13 protein-coding genes and 1 tRNA gene are annotated in these 14,463 nt (G+C 67.5%); 12 read left to right on the forward strand and 2 right to left on the reverse strand.

The features are described 5' to 3' along the window. Nucleotides 1-180: 180 nt before the first annotated feature. From aroF to WJS89_RS07665, 8 genes are read left to right on the forward strand one after another with little or no spacing between them, the layout of a single operon-like run. The gene (gene aroF / locus WJS89_RS07630; RefSeq protein WP_346340349.1) at nucleotides 181-1,194 is read left to right on the forward strand and encodes a 3-deoxy-7-phosphoheptulonate synthase; all 1,014 of its coding nucleotides are present in this window, start codon (nucleotides 181-183) and stop codon (nucleotides 1,192-1,194) included. Continuing rightward, nucleotides 1,191-2,696: a chorismate-binding protein gene (locus tag WJS89_RS07635; protein WP_346340350.1), complete on the forward strand. Its 1,506-nt coding sequence runs from the start codon at nucleotides 1,191-1,193 to the stop codon at nucleotides 2,694-2,696. Before aroF ends, WJS89_RS07635 begins: the two co-directional genes overlap by 4 nt. Further along, nucleotides 2,693-3,292, forward strand: a complete 600-nt coding sequence (locus WJS89_RS07640) for an anthranilate synthase component II (protein WP_346340351.1) — start codon at nucleotides 2,693-2,695, stop codon at nucleotides 3,290-3,292. The genes WJS89_RS07635 and WJS89_RS07640 overlap by 4 nt, the downstream gene beginning before the upstream one ends. Nucleotides 3,293-3,309: 17 nt before the next feature. Further along, nucleotides 3,310-4,350, forward strand: a complete 1,041-nt coding sequence (gene trpD, locus WJS89_RS07645; protein ID WP_346340352.1) for an anthranilate phosphoribosyltransferase — start codon at nucleotides 3,310-3,312, stop codon at nucleotides 4,348-4,350. Next, nucleotides 4,343-5,713: a bifunctional indole-3-glycerol-phosphate synthase TrpC/phosphoribosylanthranilate isomerase TrpF gene (gene trpCF / locus WJS89_RS07650; RefSeq protein ID WP_346340353.1), complete on the forward strand. Its 1,371-nt coding sequence runs from the start codon at nucleotides 4,343-4,345 to the stop codon at nucleotides 5,711-5,713. The genes trpD and trpCF overlap by 8 nt, the downstream gene beginning before the upstream one ends. A gap of 3 nt (nucleotides 5,714-5,716) precedes the next feature. Beyond that, nucleotides 5,717-6,892 carry a tryptophan synthase subunit beta gene (gene trpB, locus WJS89_RS07655; RefSeq protein WP_346340354.1) on the forward strand — a complete coding sequence of 392 codons (1,176 nt, stop codon included), beginning with the start codon at nucleotides 5,717-5,719 and terminating at the stop codon, nucleotides 6,890-6,892. After that, nucleotides 6,889-7,689, forward strand: coding sequence for a tryptophan synthase subunit alpha (gene trpA, locus WJS89_RS07660; RefSeq protein ID WP_346340355.1), 801 nt, complete (start codon nucleotides 6,889-6,891; stop codon nucleotides 7,687-7,689). The genes trpB and trpA overlap by 4 nt, the downstream gene beginning before the upstream one ends. A 40-nt stretch (nucleotides 7,690-7,729) precedes the next feature. Continuing rightward, complete coding sequence (locus WJS89_RS07665) at nucleotides 7,730-8,251, forward strand: DUF421 domain-containing protein (RefSeq protein WP_346340356.1); 522 nt, start codon at nucleotides 7,730-7,732, stop codon at nucleotides 8,249-8,251. A gap of 57 nt (nucleotides 8,252-8,308) precedes the next feature. On the opposite strand, the gene WJS89_RS07670 is transcribed toward WJS89_RS07665, so the two are convergent. Continuing rightward, nucleotides 8,309-8,383, reverse strand: a tRNA-Gly gene (locus tag WJS89_RS07670). Between the two features lie 176 nt (nucleotides 8,384-8,559). Here WJS89_RS07670 and WJS89_RS07675 point away from each other — a divergent pair. Together WJS89_RS07675 and WJS89_RS07680 are read left to right on the forward strand one after the other, a co-directional pair. Next, nucleotides 8,560-9,471, forward strand: a complete 912-nt coding sequence (locus tag WJS89_RS07675; protein ID WP_346340357.1) for a tetratricopeptide repeat protein — start codon at nucleotides 8,560-8,562, stop codon at nucleotides 9,469-9,471. Continuing rightward, nucleotides 9,468-10,103, forward strand: coding sequence for an LON peptidase substrate-binding domain-containing protein (locus WJS89_RS07680; RefSeq protein ID WP_346340358.1), 636 nt, complete (start codon nucleotides 9,468-9,470; stop codon nucleotides 10,101-10,103). Before WJS89_RS07675 ends, WJS89_RS07680 begins: the two co-directional genes overlap by 4 nt. 3 nt (nucleotides 10,104-10,106) lie before the next feature. Here the strand turns inward: WJS89_RS07680 and WJS89_RS07685 are convergent, their stop codons facing one another. Beyond that, nucleotides 10,107-11,318 (reverse strand): UbiH/UbiF/VisC/COQ6 family ubiquinone biosynthesis hydroxylase, encoded by a 1,212-nt coding sequence (locus tag WJS89_RS07685; RefSeq protein WP_346340359.1) that lies wholly within the window; start codon nucleotides 11,316-11,318, stop codon nucleotides 10,107-10,109. Between the two features lie 98 nt (nucleotides 11,319-11,416). On the opposite strand from WJS89_RS07685, the gene WJS89_RS07690 reads away from it, so the two are divergent. After that, nucleotides 11,417-13,741 (forward strand): DNA translocase FtsK, encoded by a 2,325-nt coding sequence (locus WJS89_RS07690; protein ID WP_431993887.1) that lies wholly within the window; start codon nucleotides 11,417-11,419, stop codon nucleotides 13,739-13,741. A 106-nt stretch (nucleotides 13,742-13,847) separates the two neighbouring features. After that, on the forward strand, nucleotides 13,848-14,450 hold the full coding sequence (locus WJS89_RS07695; protein WP_346340360.1) for a LolA family protein: 603 nt from the start codon (nucleotides 13,848-13,850) through the stop codon (nucleotides 14,448-14,450). Nucleotides 14,451-14,463: the final 13 nt, after the last annotated feature.

Here is a 14,463-nt window from a genome sequence, read left to right on the forward strand (position 1 = left end):
CTGCATCCCTTCCGATTCTCGCCGACGGCAATCGTTGGTGGTGGCGCACGTCCTGACGGCGGCGCTGCTTCACGCATGATGTGAACCTTCAGCCCGCCATCGAGCGGGCTTTTTCATGACCAGATCTGACGGTCCGCTCTCTTCCTTCTGCTTTCAAGAACGACAAGAGACCCGACCGACATGATCATCGTAATGAAACCCGACGCCCAACAGGAAACGATCGACCGCCTCTTGGGACGGATCGAGGAAAAAGGCTTGAAGCCGCTTCACATGCCCGGTGCCGAGCGCGTCGTGCTGGGCGCGCTGGGCGATGAGCGCATCCTCGCCGAACTCAATCTCGAGGCCGAGCCCTCGGTCGAGAGCGTCAAGCCGATCCTTGCCCCTTACAAGCTCGCCGCGCGCGACCTCCATCCGCATGACAGCCGCGTTGCGATCGGTGACGTCACGATCGGGGGCGGGCGCTTCGCCCTTATCGGTGGCCCCTGCGCTGTCGAGAGCGAGGAGCAGTTGCGCAAAAGCGCCACCGCGGCCAGGAATGCCGGCGCCCGTGTCCTGCGCGGCGGGGCGTACAAGCCGCGCACTTCGCCCTACAGCTTCCAGGGCAAGGGCCCCGAGGGGCTCGAACTCCTCGCGAAGATCGGCGCCGAACTGGATATGCCGATCGTCACCGAACTGGTCGATACGGCCGATCTCGACATCCTGTGCGAACATGCCGATGCCATCCAGATCGGCACCCGCAACATGCAGAATTTCGAATTGCTCAAGGCCGTCGGCAAGGCGAACAAGCCCGTCATGCTCAAACGCGGCATGGCCGCCAAGATCGACGATCTGCTCATGGCGGCGGAATATATCCTCGCCGGCGGCAACGAGGACGTGATCCTGTGCGAGCGCGGCATCCGCACCTTCGAGACGGCGACGCGCAACACCCTCGATCTCGCCGCCATCCCGCTCCTGAAGGAAAAGACGCACCTCCCCGTGATCGTCGACCCCAGCCACGGGACCGGCAAGCGCAGCCTCGTGACGCCAATGGCGCTGGCGGCGGCGGCGGCGGGTGCCGACGGGGTGATGGTCGAGGTGCACCATGACCCCGCGAGCGCGTTGTCGGACGGCCCGCAGTCGCTCTACCCCGAACAGATGGAGGCGCTGGGCGCGCAATTGTCGGCGCTGCTGGGCGCCCTGGGCCGCGAGCTGTGAGGACGGATCCCCATATCCTCGTCCGCCGCCTCGCCGGTGCGCACGATCCCGTCACCCTCTTCGCCGCGCTGCACGGCGAAGGGGCGGCGCGCCATTTTTTCCGTCGCACCGGCGGCACGGCTCTCATCCTTGTCGACGCGGCGTTGACATTGGAAGCGCGGGAAAATGACGCGGCGGTGCGCGCGACGAGCGAGAATGGCGAGGCCCTTATAGAGCGGCTGTCCCGCGACGCAAATCTGCCGAACGGCACGCGAACGGGAGATCGCCTCGCCTATTCCTTCCGGCTCCCCGACAGCGACGACGATGAGGAACGAATGCGCACACCCTCGCCGCTCGACCTGCTGCGCGCGCTCGCGGCGCTGGGCGCGGCCGAAGACGATGATCCCTATGCCGGCGCGCTGTTCACGCTCGTCGGCTTCGATCATGTCGACATGGCCGAAGACCTCCCCGCACGCGCCGAAGGAGCCTTTCCCGACCTGCTCGCAACATTGGCGGAGACGATGGTCGTCGTCGAACCCGGCGGAGCGGCACGGCTGATCGCGCTGGCCGCCGGGTCGGACGACGAGGCTCGGGCGCACCGTCTCGCGCATCTCGCAGCGGAACGGCTGGCTCGGCTCGCCAACCGGATCGAACAGGCGCGCGCGCCCGACATCGCCGCCGCCGAACCCGCCATCGCGACCAGCGATGCGTCGGACGAGGCGTTCGCCGCCACCGTCCGCGCCCTGCAGGAGAATATCGCGGCGGGCGACATCTTCCAGGTCGTGCCCAGCCGCAGTTTCTCGCTGCCGTGCGACGACGCGCTTGCCGCCTTCCGCCGCCTCTGCGCGCTCGACCCTAGTGCCTACACCTTCTTCGCCGAGACGCCGCACGGCACCCTGTTCGGCGCCTCACCCGAAACGGCCGTCGAAGTTCGCCCTGGCCGCGACCGCCGCGTCGTCTCGGTCAGCCCCATCGCGGGCACGCGCCCGCGCGGCGCGACCCACGACGCCGACGACCGCCTCGAAGCCGACCTCCGGCTCGACACCAAGGAAACCGCCGAGCATCTCATGCTCGTCGATCTCGCCCGCAATGACGTCGCGCGCGTCTCGACGCCCGGGACGCGCCGCGTCACCAGCCTGATGCGCGTCGAGCGGTTCGCGCGGGTCATGCATCTCGTGTCGACGGTGGAAGGGGAACTTGCGCCCCATCTCGATGCCATCCACGCCCTCCGCGCCTGCCTCAACGTCGGCACCCTCTCGGGCGCCCCCAAACTGCGTGCCATCGAACTGATCCGCGCCCATGAGACCAGCGCCCGCGGCCCCTATGGCGGCGCGATCGGCGTCCTGACGGTTCGCGGCGCCTTCGACAGTGCGGTCGTGATTCGCTCTGCCCTCGTTCGCGACGGGGAGGCCGAAGTGCGCGCGGGTGCGGGGGTGGTGGCCGACAGCGACCCTGCCGCCGAAGCCGCCGAAACCCGCGCCAAGGCCAGCGCCGTCCTCGAAGCCTTGGGTGCCGCGGCATGACGCTCCTCGTCATCGACAATCGCGACAGCTTCACCTTCAACCTCGTCGATGCCTTCGCCGTCGCAGGGGCGCAGGTGAGCGTCGTGCGCAACAGCATCGCCGCCGAGGCCGCCATCGAGCGCGCGGGCGATGGCGCGATCCTGCTGTCACCCGGCCCGGGCGCACCGACCGATGCGGGGTCCTGCCTCGCCATTTGCGCCGCAGCGCGCAGGCGCGTGCCGCTCATCGGCATCTGCCTCGGGCACCAGGCGATCGTCGAAGCGGCAGGCGGTACGGTCGTCCGCGCGCCCGAGCCGCACCATGCCAAGGTGACGCGGCTCGACCATCCGGGTGACGGCATCTTCGCCGGACTGCCCAGCCCCCTCGCCATCGGCCGCTACCATTCGCTCGCCACGCCGACCGACAGCGTCCCACACAATTTCACCGTCGATTCGACACATGAAAACTTCGCGATGGCGGTGCGCGACGACCACGGGCTTCAGCTCGGGTTGCAATTCCATCCCGAATCCATTCTCACTCCGCGCGGCGACATACTGATCGCCAATCTTCTTACGTGGGCGGACGCCGCGTCCGCCCGCCACCGCCGCGCCGCCTGACAGGACATCGTGAACCCATGATCCAGACCCTGCCCGCCGACCACGGCCCCGTTCCCAATCCGCTACCCAAGCTCCTGTCCGGCGAGGACCTGCCGAGCGAGGATGCGCAGCACCTGTTCGAGCGCCTGGTGCTCGGGCGGCTGTCCGAAGCCGAAATCGCCAGCGTTCTGGTAGCGCTGCGCATGAAGGGCGAAACGCCCGAGGAGATGATCGGCGCGGCGCGCGCGCTGGCGGAAGCGGCCGAGAATTTCCCTTCGCCGGATACGCTGTTTGCCGACTGCTGCGGAACGGGAGGGGATTCCTCGGGGATCATCAACATCTCTACCGCCGCAGCCTTCGTCGCCGCCGCTTGCGGACTGCCCGTCGCCAAGCACGGCAACCGGTCGGTCAGCTCCAAATGCGGCTCGGCGGACGTGCTGGAAGCGCTGGGCGCGCGGATCGACATGCCCGCCGCCGAAGCGCGCGCGCTGATGGATGCGACGGGCTTCTGCTTTCTCTATGCGCCGGCCTACCATCCCGGCATGCGCCATGCGGGGCCCGTGCGGCGGCAACTGGGCGTCCGTACGGTGATGAACCTCTTGGGTCCATGCGTGAATCCCGCGCGCCCGCCCGTTCAGCTCCTCGGGGTTGCCGACCCCACGTTGCTGCGGCGCATCGCGAAGACGTTGCAGGCGACCGGCGTGCGGCGCGCGTTGGTCGTTCACGGCGCCGGGCTCGACGAACTGGCGCTGCACGGGGACAGCCGCGCGATCCGGGTCGTCGACGACACGCTCGAGGAAGTGACGATCGCGCCCGAGGACGCGGGCGTCGAACCCGCACCGCTCAAGGCGCTCGTCGGCGGCGATGCGGAGGAGAATGCGAAGCGTCTTCGCGCCATCTTCGATGGCGAGGGCAATCGTGCCGAACGCGATATGGTGGCGCTCAATGCAGGCGCACTGCTCCACACGGCGGGCCGCGCCGACAGCCTGCGCGACGGCGTGGCTGCGGCGGGCAAAGCGATCGACGACGGCAGTGCGGCCAAGACGCTTGCCGCCTATGTGGAGGCAAGCAATGGCTGACGTTCTCGCCCGCATCGTCGAGCGCAAGCGTGGCGAGGTCGCCGCGCGGCTTGCGAAGCCGCCGCGCGCCCAGCCGACGCGTCGCAGCCTGATCGGCGCGCTCCGCCGGCCCGGCGCACGCTTCATCATGGAAGTGAAGCCGAAAAGCCCCTCGGGCCATGTCGCCCGCCACTCGCCGTCGCAGGCGCTGACCGCCTACCGGCCGATCGCCGATGCCTTGAGCATCCTGACCGACGGCCCCGATTTCGGCGGTTCGCCCGAACTGCTCGCCGATCTTCGCCGCGACTATGGCGGCCCGATCCTCGCCAAGGATTTCATCGTCGACCCCGTGCAGGTGGACGAAGCCCGCTCGATCGGCGCCGATGCCGTCCTGGCCATGCTGTCGGTCCTCGACGATACCGAGGCGAAAGCGGTCATCGAGCGCGCGCGCACCTTCGCGATGGACGTGCTGGTGGAAGTGCACGACGAGGCCGAACTGGAGCGCGCTTTGTCACTCGACGCCGCGCTGATCGGCATCAACAATCGCGATCTCAAGACGCTGAAGACCGATCTCGCCGTCACCGAGCGCTTGGCGCCGCACGTCCCCGATCACGTGACGCTCATCAGCGAGAGCGGCATCGCGGGTCACGCCGACGCCGCGCGGCTCGCGCCGAAGGTCGAAGGCTTCCTGGTCGGTTCGCACCTGATGGCCGCGGACGATATCGCCTTTTCCGCACGCGAACTGGTGCATGGCGTCACCAAGCTTTGCGGTATGACCCGCGTCGCCGATGTCGCGCTCGCCGCGCGGGCGGGCGCGACCCATGTCGGCTTCATCTTCGCTCCGGGTACGCCGCGCTATCTGGGCGTCGAGCGGGCGCGGACGCTGGTCATGATGGCGCGCGAGTTCGGCATGCGCGCGGTCGGCGTCTTCCGCGATGTCGAGGATGCAACCATCGCCGACACCGCCCGCACGCTGCGGCTCGACGTCGTCCAGTTGCACGAGGCGAGCGATGCCCAGCGCATCGAAGGCCTCCGTCAGAGCCTCAAGCCGGGTACCGAGATCTGGGCCCTCGCGCCGGTCGAGGGCGGTGCGATCGGCCCCTCAAATCCTGCCGCCGACCGGATGGTGTTCGACACCAGCCGCGCGGGACGGTCGGGCGGCACGGGCGAACCCTTCGACTGGTCGCTGCTGAAAAAGCGCGACGATCTCGCCACCGCCCTCCTCGCCGGCGGCATCACGCCCGACAATGTGGGCGACGCCGCCCGCATCGGCGCCTATGGCCTCGACCTGTGCTCGGGGGTCGAGGCCGAGCCCGGCACCAAGGACCCCGACAAGGTCGCCGCCCTCTTCGCCACCCTTCGCCACCCCAGCCGCCGGAGCTAATCCATGAAACAACCAGGCCGTTTCGGCGAATTTGGCGGGTCCTATGTCCCCGAAATCCTCGTCCCCGCGATCGAACAACTGGAAGCCGCCTATCTCGACGCCATCGAGGACGAGGCGTTCCTCGCGGAACTCGATCACCTGCTGCGCACCTATGCGGGGCGCCCCACTAGCCTGACGCGCTGTCGCAATATCGGCGACGACAAGGTCCGGCTTTACTTGAAGCGCGAGGACCTGCTGCACGGCGGCGCGCACAAGACCAACCAGGTCATCGCGCAGGCGCTGCTCGCCAAGCGGATGGGCAAGACCAAGCTGATCGCGGAGACGGGGGCCGGCCAGCACGGCGTCGCCACCGCCATCGCGGGCGCTTTGTTCGGGATGGAAACCAAGATCTACATGGGTGCGCTCGACGCAGAGCGGCAGAAGCCCAATGTCTTCCGCATGGAATTGATGGGGGCGAAGGTCATTCCCGTCGAAATCGGAAGCCGGACCTTGAAGGACGCGGTCAACGAAGCCCTGCGCGACTGGACCGCCAGCTTCGCCGACACCCATTACCTGCTGGGCACGGTCGCGGGGCCGCACCCCTTCCCGCAGATGGTGCGCGACTTCCAGCGTGTGATCGGCCGCGAGGCGCGCGACCAATTGCTCGAGGTCGAAGGGCGATTGCCGGACGAGGTCATCGCCTGCGTCGGCGGCGGCTCCAACGCGATCGGTATCTTCCACGATTTCGTCGAAGATGCGGTCGTCGCGCTCATCGGCGTCGAGGCGGCGGGCAAGGGCATGGACAGCGGCGAACATGGCGCCACGCTCCAGAAGGGCCGCCGCGGCATTCTCCACGGCGCGGAAACCTATCTGATGCAGGACGAGGACGGGCAGGTCGGCGAGAGCTGGTCGGTTTCGGCGGGGCTCGATTATCCCGCCGTCGGCCCCGAGCATGCTTTTCTGATGGCGACCGGCCGCGCGCGCTATGTCGGCGCGACCGATGCCGAGGCGCTCGCTGCGTTCCAACGCCTCTCGCGCACCGAAGGCATCATCCCCGCCCTCGAGACCGCGCACGCGCTCGCCCACGCCTTCAAACAGGTCGAGGCGGCGCAGCGAGCTGGCGAGGAGCGCGTCATCCTCGTCAACCTGTCGGGGCGCGGAGACAAGGATCTGGGCCAGGCCCGGGAGCTGTTATCGTGAGCACGCAGCGCTACGGTGCGATGTTCGCGCGGTGCGAGCGGAACGACGAGGGCGCGTTCGGGGCCTTTCTGACGCTGGGCGATCCGGACATCGAGACGAGCTACGCGCTGCTGATGGCCTGCGTTGAAGGCGGGGCGGACATGCTCGAAGTGGGCATTCCTTTCTCCGACCCCGTTGCCGACGGACCCGTCATCCAGGCCGCCAGCCAGCGCGCGCTGGCCGCGGGCGTGCGCCCAGGCGACGGCTTCGACCTCATTGCCCGCGTGCGCGCAGCCGCGCCCGATGTCCCCATCGGGATCCTCACCTACGCCAATCTCGTCGCGGCCAGAGGGCGCGATGCGTTCGCGCGGGCTGCGGCAGAGGCCGGAGCGGACAGCCTGCTGGTCGCGGACGTTCCCTCGCTCGAAGCCCCGCCCTACGTTCAGGCGTGCCGCGAGGCGGGGATCGATCCGGTCCTGATCGCGGCTCCCAACGCGAGCCCCGTCGCGATCGAACGGATTTCGGCCCTCGGCTCGGGCTACACCTATTGCGTGGCGCGCGCGGGCGTGACCGGCCAGCAATCGGACATGAGCCTCGATCATGGCGACCTGTTCGCCGCGCTCCGCGCCCATGGCGCCCCGCCGCCCGTCCTCGGATTCGGGATTTCGACGCCCGACCACGTCCGCACCGGGCTGGCCGCGGGCGCGGCCGGGGTCATTTCGGGCAGCGCCATCGTCGCGGCCGCGCAAGAGGCGAGCGACAAGGCTGCTGCCGTGCGCGATCTCGTCTCGTCGCTGAAGGCGGCGACGCGGCGCTGAGGCTCGGGAGCTTTCGGCGTTCGTGGAACATTGAAGCGCCATGTTCCATCCCGATACCGTCATCGACACCGTGCTGCGCGGTCTTCTCCTCGCGGGCATCGCGCTCGTCTACGTGACCTTGTGCGTCCGCGTGCTCGGTCTGCGCAGCTTCTCCAAGATGACCAGTTTCGACTTCGTGATGACCGTTGCGGTGGGCTCGTTGCTCGCCGGCGCGGCGCAGGCGACCGGATGGGAAGGCTTCGGTCAGGCGCTGGTCGCGATCGCCAGCCTCTTCATCGTCCAGTTCCTCATCTCGCGCATACGCAAGTCGAGCGACGCCTTCGAGGATGCGATCGGCAATGCGCCCGTCCTGCTCATGCGCAACGGCGCCTTCATCGACGAAGCGCTCGACCGCACGCGCGTCTCGCGCGACGACATGATCGCAAAGCTGCGCGAGGCGAACGTGCTCGATCTGAAGAAGGTGCAGGCCGCCGTGCTCGAATCGACGGGCGATGTCAGCGTTCTCCACGGTGATACGCTCGACGATGTGCTGCTGGAAAGCGTCGAGCGCCTGACGGAGTGAGGCGCGCGTCGGCGATGTCCGGCGGGGCCGTATGGCACGAACCGACTGCGGGAAAAATGGAGCGGGCGAGGCGATTCGAACGCCCGACCCTCACCTTGGCAAGGTGATGCTCTACCCCTGAGCTACGCCCGCTCACTGGCGGGTCGGGACTCACGCGCTTGGCAGCGCATCCCGACCGGGTGGAGGGGCAGATAGCCGTGGCCGCCCCGGACTGCAACCCCTTTTCCCGCCCCGGTTGCGAGCGCGCGTGGCGGCCCCCATATATCGGATCGAACCCCATCGACCGATCAACGAGAAACAGGACGCGCATGGCCAGCCTCAGCATGACCGAAGACGACCGCAAGGCGCTCGAATCGTTCGAGCAGCGGATCATCCAGCCTTCGATGACCAAGCTCGTCATCCTGCAGTTCACCGCCAGCTGGTGCGGGCCCTGCAAGCAGCTCTCGCCGATCCTCGAACAGGTCGCGGCGGACTATGCCGACAAGGGCGTGATCCTCGAGAAGCTCGATGTGGACGAGGAAAAGTTCATCGCAGCGCAGTTCCGCATCCAGTCGGTGCCAACGGTCTATGCGATCTTCCAGGGCCAGCCCGCCGCCGACCTCACGCCCTACCGCACGCCGGGTCAGCTTTCGCAGGCGCTCGACCAGCTCGTCCGCCAGCTGCCGCTCGACGGAGAGGCTCAGCAGACCGAGCAGGAAGTCGGGCCGCTGATCGAGATGGGCGAGCAGGTGCTCGAGAGCGGCGATGGCGAGCGGGCGCAGATCCTGTTCACGCAGCTGCGCGAGATGGATCCCGAAAATCCCAAGGTTATCAGTGGGTTGGCTCGCGCCTTGCTGCTCACCGGAAAGCAGGAAGAAGCGCAGGCTCTCCTCGATGGCATCGACGAGAAGCTCGCCGCCGATCCCGCGATCGCACAGGCCAGTGCCCAGGTGAAGATGGCCGGCATGGGCACTGAAGCGGTGGACACCTCGCCTTATGTCGCGCGCCTCGAAGCCAATCCCGACGACCATGACGCCCGTTACAAGCTTGCCGAGGCTGCGATGGCGGCGGGGGAGCGCGACGCGGCCGCGGACCAACTCCTGCACATCATCGGAGCGGATCGCGAATGGGATGACGGCAAGGCGCGCACGACCTTTCTCGAATTGATCGAGGCGGCGGGGCTGGAAGACGACTGGTCGCGCACCCAGCGACGGCGACTATCGGCGGTACTCTTCACATGATGGGCGCACGGCCCGTCCGCGTTCCCATTTTCCCGCTTCCCGGCGCGATCCTCTTTCCCCGCGCGCAATTGCCGCTGCACATCTTCGAGGCGCGCTATCGCGACATGGTGCGCGACGCCGTCGCGGGCGAGGGCCAGATCGCGATGATCCAGCCGCTCCGTTCGCAGGACGAGAGCGCGCTCCACAAGGTCGGCTGCATCGGCGAGATCGTGTCGCTCGAGGAATTGGACGACGGGCGCTTCAATATCGTGTTGGAAGGCGTCGACCGATTCCGCATGATCCGCGAGGCGCAGGTCGACACGCATTATCGCCAAGCCGACGTCGATCTTGCCGATTTCGACGATGGCGCCTTTCCCGATCCGCTGGGGCCCGCCCGTCGCCAGTCGGTCGAGGAAGAAGCGCGCAAGTTCGGCGCGGCGCTTGATCTCGAGGTCGACTGGGATGCGGTGTCGCGGGTCGACGACGAAACGCTCGTCAACGCCATCGCGCAGATCGCGCCTTTCGACATTTCATCGAAACAGGCGCTGCTCGAAGAGCGCGACCTCGCCCCGCGCGCCGACCTCCTCGTCCAGTTGATGCAGTTCCAGCGAATCGCGCCCGGTGGACCCGAGGCCGACCAGACGTTGCAGTAAGGCCTAGATCGGCAGTCCACGCAGCAGGAGCGGCAGATCGCCCGACGTGCCGCGCGCTTCGTCCATGAGACGCTGCTTCACCGGCCCCAGCCGGTCGATCACCGCCATGCCGAACCGCCGTACCGCCGACGCCGGCCGTCCGGGCAGGCCGTAGAGCCGCGTCAGGCTGTCGGTCGCCATCGCCACCATCAGCGTGTCGAGGCTGCGCCACTGCGAATAGCGATCCAGCAATTGCGCATCTCCGACGTCCAACCCCTTGCGCCGCCCCTGGACCAGCACCTGCGCGAGCGCGGCCGCGTCGCGATAGCCCAGATTGACGCCCTGCCCCGCGATCGGATGGATGCCGTGCGCCGCATCGCCGATCAGCGCGAGCCGCGTGTCGGTGATCCGCACCGTATGGTGGAAGCCCAGCGGATAGGAAGAACGCGGCGCGAGCATCTCGATCTTGCCCAGAAAACCGCCCATCGCGGCCTGCGCCTCGGCGGCGAAATCTTCGTCCGACAGCGCGAGCATCCCGGCGCGGTCCTTGGCCTTCACCGACCAGACGATCGCGGAGCGATGCGTATCGCCGTCGTCGAGCATCGGCAGCAGCGCGAAGGGGCCGGCGGGATAGAAGATCTCGTAGGCGACATCCTCGTGCGGCCGTTCATGGGCCAGTATCGAGACGATCGCGGCATGGTCGTAGCGCCATTGCGCGGTGCGGATGCCCGCCGCCTCGCGCATCGGCGAACTCCGGCCATCGGCGGCGACCAGCAGCCGCGCCTCCAGCGTCTCGCCATCGTCGAGCGTCAGGCGCACGCCCGATTCCTCGCGCTCGACCTTCGTCGCTTTGCGCCCGTAGCGAAGGTCGATGTGCTTGCCCGCCTTCGCCCGTTCGAGGAGCGCGGAACGCAGGTGCCGGTTCTCGTGCATCCACCCCAAGGGCTCGTCCGCATCCTCTGGGTCGAAGGTGAGGCCGCCAGGCTCGAGCCCGTCGGCCACCTCGATGCGTGCGATGGGACTACCGGGCTGCGGGAAATGCGCGCTGATGCCGACCGTATCGAACATGCGCTTGGAAGAGGACGACAGCGCACTGGCGCGCCCGTCATAGGCGCCCGTCAGCCGCGTCTGGGGGTCGGCGGGGTCGATGACGGTGCAGCCGAGCCCCGCTTCGTCGAGCGCGGCGGCGAAGGCGAGGCCGACGAGGCCGCCGCCGAGGATGACGATTTCGCTCATGAGAAGACTGATACGCAATTGTGCCGCGCGCCGATAGTGCGTTGACCGATCCATAGGCACGGGGCCAAAAGGGGAACGGGCAAGGGGAAGGGCCAAGGATGGCGACACGCGCGACGACACGGACGAAGACCGGCGAGGGCTGGGGCGAGACGATCGCCACCTTCACCAATCGCACCATGCGACGGCTTGGTGGGGCGGCGCTGGCCGCGGGCGCGGTCATGCTTGCGCTCGCGCTGGGCAGTCACGACCTCACCGATCCGTCGCTTTCGACGGCCGCCGGGGGCGCGCCGACCAACTGGCTCGGCATGGCTGGCGCTTATGCGAGCGATCTCCTCTTCCAGCTGTTTGGCGTGGCCGCATGGCTGTTGGTGCCGCTGCTGCTCGTCGCGGGCTGGCGGCACCTCCGGCTCGCGGAAACCGGGAGCGCCTGGCGCAGCGTCGGGCTGACGCTCGCGAGCCTCTTCCTTGTCGGTAGCGGGCTGGCGCTCGCGACCGATAGCGCAGGCATCGGTCTGCCGGCCGGATATGGCGGCCTGCTGGGGCTGGGCGGCAGCGGCGCGGCCTCCGCCGCGATCGGCCTCATCAACGATCCCGGTATCGAGGGGCCCGTGCGGCTGTCGGTCGTGGCCATCGCGGTAATCGCGGGTCTCGCGCTGTTCGCCATCGCGCTCGCGCTGCGTCCCGAGGAACGCGAGAGCCTCGCCAAGCTCAAACCCAAGATGGAACGCCGCGAACGGGCGCCCAAAGCGGAGCGCAATCTGCGCCGCAAGGCGAAGGACAAGGATGAACCCCGCCCCGCCGCCCCGCCCCGCGAAGTTGCGGTGGCGGAACCGGCGCGCCGCGTGGTCGCCGCCGATCCGAAGAAATCGAAGCGACCCGCGCAACAAAAGCAGCAGAGCCTGCGCCTCGGCGACGATTACGAATTGCCCGCGCTCGACCTGCTCGTGCCCCCGGGCGAAGAGATCAATGCAACCATCGACAAGGCCGCGCTCGAGCGCAACGCACGCCTCCTAGAAAGCGTGCTCGAGGATTTCTCGGTGCGCGGCGACATCGTCGAGGTGAAGCCCGGCCCCGTCGTAACCATGTACGAGCTGGAACCGGCCTCCGGCATCAAGGCGAGCCGCATCATCCAGCTCGCCGACGATATCGCGCGCAACATGAGCGCCTTGTCGGCGCGCGTCGCCACCATTCCGGGTCGCAGCGTGATCGGGATCGAACTGCCCAACACCGAGCGCGATTTCGTCAACATGCGCGAACTGCTCGGCTCGGAAGAATTCGACGACAGCGCGATGAGCCTGCCGCTCATCCTCGGCAAGGATATCTCGGGCGCGCCGATCATCGCCGACCTCGCACCGATGCCGCACTTGCTGGTGGCGGGCACCACCGGGTCGGGCAAGTCGGTGGGCCTCAACGCAATGATCATGAGCCTGCTCTACAAGCTCTCGCCCGACGAGTGCCGCTTGATCATGATCGACCCCAAGATGCTCGAACTCAGCATCTACGACGATATCCCGCACCTCCTCTCGCCCGTGGTGACCGAGCCGCCCAAGGCGATCCGCGCCTTGAAGTGGACGGTCGAGCAGATGGAGGAGCGCTACCGGATGATGGCGAGCGTCGGGGTGCGCCAGCTGTCGGGGTTCAACAAGAAGGTCGTCGAGGCCAAGGCAAAGGGCAATCCGCTGGGACGCCGCGTGCAGACGGGCTACGACGCCGAGACCGGCCAGCCGACCTACGAGACCGAGGAGCTGGACTACGAGCCGCTGCCGCAGATCGTGGTGGTGGTCGACGAACTCGCCGACCTCATGATGACGGCGGGCAAGGAAGTCGAATTCCTTATCCAGCGGCTCGCGCAAAAGGCGCGTGCGGCGGGAATCCATCTCATCATGGCGACGCAGCGCCCGTCGGTCGATGTCATCACCGGTGTCATCAAGGCCAACCTGCCGACCCGGATCAGCTTCGCGGTCACCAGCAAGATCGATTCGCGCACCATCCTCGGCGAGCAGGGGGCCGAACAGCTCCTAGGCAAGGGCGACATGCTCTACATGCCGGGCGGCAAGAAGATCATTCGTGTCCACGGTCCGTTCGTGTCGGACGAGGAAGTGCGCAAGGTCGCCGATCATTGGCGCGCGCAGGGTCAGCCCGATTATATCCAGGCCGTGACCGAGGAACCCGAGGACGGCGGCTTCTCGCTCGACGGCGCACCGGGAGACGATGATCCCGAAGCGCAGCAGTTCGCGCAGGCAATCCAGATCGTCGCGACCAGCCAGAAAGCCTCGACGAGCTACCTCCAGCGCCAGCTTCGCGTCGGCTACAATACCGCCGCGCGCCTGATCGAGCGGATGGAGGACGAAGGGCTCGTCGGGCCGCCCGACCATGTCGGCCGCCGCGACGTGCTGATCGACCGCGAGGGCAACCCCGTCTGACGCTCGCTCCGGCGCGGCACGCTGAACGGCGGGGAACCTCCATGTTCAAGGCGTATTCAATGACGAACGCCTAATGAGAGGCTCAAAGAAGTTATCGGAGACAGTCATGTCCTATCGTTTTGCCATTCCCGCCGCCCTCGCGGCGACCGCCGTCATCGCGGCCCCCGCCGCGGCGCAGAAGAAGCCCTCGATCGACCAGGTCGAAAAGCATCTGTCGGCAACCCGTTCGCTGAGCGCCACGTTCACCCAGACCGACGGCAAGAACCGCTCGATCAACGGCACGCTGTCGATCAAGCGTCCGGGCAAGGTGCGCTTCGACTATGGCAAGAATGCCAATATGCTGATGGTCTCGGATGGCACCAAGCTGCATTTCCTCGATTATGAAGTCGGACAGAAGTCGAGCTGGGACATCAAGGATTCGCCGCTGTCGGTGCTGCTCGAGAACAATCCCAACCTCGAGCGGATCGCGCGGATCGTGCCCTCGAAGGACGACCGGGTCGTCATCGTGCGGGCCCGCGATGCGCGTCGCCCCGAGTTCGGCACGCTCATCATGGCCTTCACCAAGAACAGCGCCTATCCGGGCGGCCTGCGGCTGGAAGGCTGGACCGCGATCGATGCGCAGAACAAGAAGACGGCGATCAAGCTGTCGGGCCAGCGCTACAACGTGTCGATCCCCGACACCAAATTCGCCTATCGCGACGTGAAATAATATCGTTCCGAAT

The organism is Sphingomicrobium aquimarinum (assembly GCF_039655735.1).
Taxonomy (GTDB): domain Bacteria; phylum Pseudomonadota; class Alphaproteobacteria; order Sphingomonadales; family Sphingomonadaceae; genus Sphingomicrobium; species Sphingomicrobium aquimarinum.

Excerpts from the sequence above, each read along its gene's own strand:
- trpB (WP_346340354.1), top strand. The coding sequence starts at position 5,717 with ATGAAACAACCAGGCCGTTTCGGCGAATTTGGCGGGTCCTATGTCCCC.
- WJS89_RS07665 (WP_346340356.1), top strand. The coding sequence starts at position 7,730 with ATGTTCCATCCCGATACCGTCATCGACACCGTGCTGCGCGGTCTTCTC.
- WJS89_RS07675 (WP_346340357.1), top strand. The coding sequence starts at position 8,560 with ATGGCCAGCCTCAGCATGACCGAAGACGACCGCAAGGCGCTCGAATCG.
- aroF (WP_346340349.1), top strand. The coding sequence starts at position 181 with ATGATCATCGTAATGAAACCCGACGCCCAACAGGAAACGATCGACCGC.
- WJS89_RS07685 (WP_346340359.1), bottom strand. The coding sequence starts at position 11,318 with ATGAGCGAAATCGTCATCCTCGGCGGCGGCCTCGTCGGCCTCGCCTTC.
- WJS89_RS07640 (WP_346340351.1), top strand. The coding sequence starts at position 2,693 with ATGACGCTCCTCGTCATCGACAATCGCGACAGCTTCACCTTCAACCTC.
- WJS89_RS07680 (WP_346340358.1), top strand. The coding sequence starts at position 9,468 with ATGATGGGCGCACGGCCCGTCCGCGTTCCCATTTTCCCGCTTCCCGGC.
- WJS89_RS07690 (WP_431993887.1), top strand. The coding sequence starts at position 11,417 with ATGGCGACACGCGCGACGACACGGACGAAGACCGGCGAGGGCTGGGGC.
- trpCF (WP_346340353.1), top strand. The coding sequence starts at position 4,343 with ATGGCTGACGTTCTCGCCCGCATCGTCGAGCGCAAGCGTGGCGAGGTC.
- WJS89_RS07695 (WP_346340360.1), top strand. The coding sequence starts at position 13,848 with ATGTCCTATCGTTTTGCCATTCCCGCCGCCCTCGCGGCGACCGCCGTC.
- trpD (WP_346340352.1), top strand. The coding sequence starts at position 3,310 with ATGATCCAGACCCTGCCCGCCGACCACGGCCCCGTTCCCAATCCGCTA.